Source organism: Cereibacter ovatus (assembly GCF_900207575.1).
Lineage (GTDB): Bacteria > Pseudomonadota > Alphaproteobacteria > Rhodobacterales > Rhodobacteraceae > Cereibacter_A > Cereibacter_A ovatus.
Genome location: NZ_OAOQ01000047.1, coordinates 1 through 3191, shown reverse-complemented (window position 1 = coordinate 3191; position 3191 = coordinate 1). Strand labels below are relative to the sequence as shown.

The following is a 3191-nucleotide window of genomic DNA, read 5'->3' as shown; positions in this document are numbered from 1 at the left end:
CCAGCCTCCATGGAGAAACTCCGTCCTGATCAACATCAGGCTCCAATCAGCCGATTACGACCAAGCCAGGAAGGTGGGGTTCAGGCGACGCTTACCTACGCCCGGATCAACCCGCGCCACGAGCTCTCAGAGCCCGCCCGCCGCTATGCTTATGCCACGCCCGTCGACATGGCGAAGGAACTGCTGACGCTCCGCGGCGAGTCCACCATGGCGCTGTCGCCCGCGAGCCTCGTGACCCGCGCGCTGCACACCACCTCCGACTTCCCGATCATCCTCGGGGACACGGTGGGCCGTGTGCTGCGCGATGCCTACCAGGCCGCACCCTCGGGTATCCGCCGCCTGGGCCGCCAGACTACAGCTCGCGACTTCCGCGCCGTGAACAAGATCATGCTGGGCGAGGCGCCGCTGCTTGAGAAGCTGAACGAGCATGGCGAGATCAAGGCCGGGACCATGGCCGAGGCGCGCGAGGCCTACAAGGTCGAGACTTGGGCGCGGAAGATCGGCATCACCCGTCAGGTGCTGGTCAACGACGACCTCGGCGCCTTCGCGGACCTCGCCCGCCGCATGGGACAGGCCGCGGCCGAGACCGAAGCACGGATCCTCGTCACCCTCCTCGAGGCGGGCAGCGGGAACGGGCCCACGATGTCGGACGGCAAGACGCTGTTCCACGCCGATCACGGCAACAAGGCGGGCACCGGGGCTGTGATCTCCGACGCGACGCTCTCGGCCGCCCGGCTGGCGCTGCGCACCCAGAAGGGCATCGAGGATCGCACGATCCGTGTGACGCCGCGCAACCTGCTGGTCCCGCCCGCGCTGGAGACCACGGCCGAGAAGTGGCTGGCCAGCATCGCACCCGCGACGGCGGCCGACGTGAATCCCTTCTCCGGCTCGCTCTCGCTGGTGGTCGAGCCGCGCCTGTCGAGCGCGACCCGCTGGTATGTCACCGCCGATCCCGGCGAGATCGACGGGCTGGAGTTCGCGTACCTCTCTGGCGCGGAGGGCCCGCAGGTCGAAAGCCGCTCGGGCTGGGACGTGGACGGCGTGGAGATCCGGGTAATCCTCGATTTCGGGGCCGGGTTCATCGACCACCGCGGCTGGTTCATGAATGCGGGCGCGTGATGGCCGACCTTGCCCAGCTCACCGCCTGGCGCGACGCCCTGATGGCCGCGCGCTACCGGAGCGTCCGCACCGTCGAATACGACGGCAAGCGCATCACCTACGCGAGCGATGGCGAGATGGCCGCCGCGCTCGCGGACCTCAACCGGCAGATCGCAGGGGCGACCGAGCGCATCTCAGTCGTCCGCATCCAATCCTCGAAAGGGCTCTGAGATGAAGAACTACCTCCAGAACGGCCACATCGTCCGCGTCACCACGCCCACGGGCGGCATCGCCTCGGGCGACGCACTGATCGTCGGCAACATCTTCGGCATCGCCGCGTATTCCTCGGCCGAGGGCGACCCGGTCGAGCTCTCCACGACCGGCGTGTTCCAGTTGCCGAAGGCCAGCGCCGCCGTGCTGACGGTCGGCGCGTGCGTCGCCTGGGACAACACCGCGAAGGAAGTCTCCACCCCGGCCGCGGGGCGGTTCCCCATCGGCGTGGCGGTTGAGGCCGCCGGAAACGGCGTCACCAGCGTCGCGGTGCGGCTGGATGGGGTGGCAACGGCGGCGGCGTAAGGATGATCAAACCCAAGAGACCGGTCAAATCAGCTTCACCGTCTTCCTGCGGCCATTGCCAACTAGTTGAAACCGACGAACCTCTATCCGGAGCTTCGCCATGGCTCGCGCCAAATCCTCGGCGATGGGCTCGTTGGCAGGAACAACGAGATATTGGGCCACATTGCCGCCAACGGCTGCTGCATGCGTTACCAGCTGCCCTATGGCGGTATAGAGCACCTGCCGACCAACACCGGTCTTTACCTCGTAGATTTCTGAAACTGCCCCTCCCTTCTTGACGTAGAGGTCAATCAAGGGAGAGTTGAAGACCTCCTCGCCAGGCGCGGCATGTGCAGTTCTTTCTACCTGGATCGCATGAACAATATCGCCGTGGTACGTCACATACTCGAACTCGCCATTGCGCGTACCCCTTTTCCTACCTGAGAACTCTTTACTGTATCGATCAAACTCCTCGATCCGCCGCTTGAAGTCTGGCGTATCCAATTCACCTGTGGCGGCCGTCTCCTTGAAGTCGTGTACGGTCGTTACAAAAGCCCACAATCGCTCAACAAGATCCTCGTCACCAAGTCGCGCGACTGCGATACCGTTACGAATGTTACCCTCTGACGTGAAAACTTCCACAAGCTTCGCCTTGGACCATACGAGGAATGCTGATTTCCCAATTCCGGGGCGTCCACCACCGACTTTGCCGCTATGCATCAGGAAAATATCGCCGGTGTCGGAATCCTTCGCGAGAAATCCCGCCACCTTGGCGCTGTTGGTGTCGGTCGGAATGTTGATCTCAACCGTGATCTCCTGCATCGGGCGATCCGCACGATAGACGCCAAAAGCATTCCAGAATCGTGGAAACGCCGAGTCTTCCACAATTCCACCAAACGCGACCCAGAGTGATCCTTCCCCTGACGCATAGACCGTGTGATCGACGTTTCCACCACGGAAACCGATGTTCCGCGATCCTTGGTTTTCGAGCGCGTCGCTTACTTCGCGCTCAAGGCGAGCCTGCGCGCGCACCTTCTCCTCAGTGTCCTCGACCAGTCTCAACATCGACTTCGTAACTCCACACGTCAGCACGAGAACTTGGCTTGAAGCCCGCTTCGCCTTTGATCAGAACGGGAACTCGCGGACAATTTCTTGGTATCCAGCCGGACCTGATGGCGCAAGGACGGCGAGCGCGGCGTCGTTGCTCTTGGGCATGGGGTGGTCTCCCGCCGTGTTGTCGGGGACCATCAGGCTCGCGGGCGCGGCTCGATCAAGCGGAGAGTGCGGCGCGACTCGGCGCCATTCGTTGACACGCGGCGTCGGGGTTCTGTTGACACAGTGTTGACACGGCCTTCGAACGCAAAAGGCCTCCCGAGTGGGAGGCTCTCAAAACGCTGTATTCTTTGAGAGATTTGGTTGCGGGGGTAGGATTTGAACCTACGGCCTTCAGGTTATGAGCCTGACGAGCTACCGGGCTGCTCCACCCCGCGTTGATTTATGTTTGGTTGTTTTGTTTTGTACGTTTTTGAGAGGTATCG

General features: G+C 62.9%; 4 protein-coding genes and 1 tRNA gene. 3 read left to right on the top strand and 2 right to left on the bottom strand.

The genetic code is table 11. The features are described from left to right. From CRO07_RS18155 to CRO07_RS18145, 3 genes are all read left to right on the top strand, one after another. The coding region (locus tag CRO07_RS18155; RefSeq protein WP_235841108.1) for a phage major capsid protein at nucleotides 1-1119 on the top strand (1119 nt) is incomplete at its 5' end. Then, complete coding sequence (locus CRO07_RS18150) at nucleotides 1119-1328, top strand: phage head-tail joining protein (RefSeq protein WP_097032014.1); 210 nt, start codon at nucleotides 1119-1121, stop codon at nucleotides 1326-1328. The genes CRO07_RS18155 and CRO07_RS18150, both read left to right, overlap by 1 nt. 1 nt (nucleotide 1329) lies before the next feature. Continuing rightward, nucleotides 1330-1674, top strand: coding sequence for a DUF2190 family protein (locus tag CRO07_RS18145; protein ID WP_097032013.1), 345 nt, complete (start codon nucleotides 1330-1332; stop codon nucleotides 1672-1674). Between the two features lie 24 nt (nucleotides 1675-1698). On the opposite strand, the gene CRO07_RS18140 is transcribed toward CRO07_RS18145, so the two are convergent. Further along, nucleotides 1699-2715, bottom strand: a complete 1017-nt coding sequence (locus tag CRO07_RS18140; RefSeq protein ID WP_176504635.1) for a hypothetical protein — start codon at nucleotides 2713-2715, stop codon at nucleotides 1699-1701. A gap of 351 nt (nucleotides 2716-3066) precedes the next feature. Then, nucleotides 3067-3143: transfer RNA gene (locus tag CRO07_RS18135), tRNA-Met, on the bottom strand. Between the last annotated feature and the right edge of the window lie 48 nt (nucleotides 3144-3191).